The sequence below is a fragment of the Nocardioides sp. genome (genome assembly GCF_024509035.1).
GTDB lineage: Bacteria > Actinomycetota > Actinomycetes > Propionibacteriales > Nocardioidaceae > Nocardioides.
The window spans coordinates 548-1,551 of sequence record NZ_JANINT010000426.1 but is presented as its reverse complement, the minus strand read 5'-3'; the positions used below and the strand labels follow the sequence as shown (position 1 = coordinate 1,551).

Sequence of the window (1,004 nt, the reverse complement as noted above, 5' to 3'; positions counted from 1 at the left end):
TCGCTGCGGACGAGGCGAGTCTCGCCGGATGGCTGACGGCAGACCACCCTCTCGCCCGCTTCGTGGCGCTGGACGAGGAGGGGGTCGCGCGAGGGCACTGCCAGGTCACCACGCTGCACGGCTACACGACGGAGGCCCTTCGCGCCGTGATGTCACGACCCGACCAACACCTGTGGGAGATCGGGAAGCTGTTCGTCCATCCCGAGCACCGCCGCTCCGGAGCCGGGGCCGCCTTGCTCGATGCCGCGACTCACATGGTCCTGCAGCAGGACAGGACGCCGTGCGTCGTGGTGGTCCACGAGTGGACTGCTGCCCGAGAGCTGTACGTGGACAACGGCTTCTGCGAGGCAGCGCGATTCGACGGCAAGGACGGCTTGAATCTCGTGATGGTACGGAGGAGCTCGTGAATCCCGACTGGGTCAACGTCATCGCCGCTGGCGCCGCAGCTGCGGCGGCGTTCTTCTCCTGGTGGGTCGCCGTGCTGGGGTTGAAGGAGTCCAGGCGCCTGGCCCGGGAGTCTGCCCGACGCGAGGCACATGCGGTCGAAGCGCAGCTGCAGGCCAGGCTCGATCCGCTCTACCCCGGGCTGCGGGCCGTCCTGGGCACCATCGACGACGGCGTCCCGATCCGGATCCGCTCCGTGCTGATCCCGTTCTTCGTCCTCTACGCCGACGCCTTCGCTGCGTGGCGCGACGGCATCCTGCCGGAGGCGGAGTGGCGCGGCTTCGGCCTCGAGCTGGCGAACTGGGCACAGCGCGAGCCGGCACGCCGGGCCTGGGCCGTCTTCCGGAACCAGGAGTGGACAGACGGCTTCGTCGAGCACGTGGACGCGGTTCTGGACGGGCCGCCGGCCTATCCGCGGATGCACGACGTGACGGTCGTGCCGCCCACCGAGGTGTGGGGAGACTGAGCCACCACGCCTCGCGGAGCGCAAGGGAGCGACGACGCACGAGCCTTGGCGGGGCCCGCTCTTCTCGGGCAGGAGTCGACCCTGACTCTGCACT

Annotated in this window: 2 protein-coding genes; both read left to right on the top strand. The window is 69.8% G+C overall.

Translation table 11 applies throughout. The features are described from left to right. Positions 1 to 407, top strand: a 407-nt coding sequence (locus tag Q0L15_RS22975) for a GNAT family N-acetyltransferase (RefSeq protein WP_296607179.1), incomplete at its 5' end; no start/stop codon positions are given. Further along, the gene (locus tag Q0L15_RS22970; RefSeq protein WP_296607178.1) at positions 404 to 910 is read left to right on the top strand and encodes a hypothetical protein; all 507 of its coding nucleotides are present in this window, start codon (positions 404 to 406) and stop codon (positions 908 to 910) included. The genes Q0L15_RS22975 and Q0L15_RS22970, both read left to right, overlap by 4 nt. Positions 911 to 1,004: the final 94 nt, after the last annotated feature.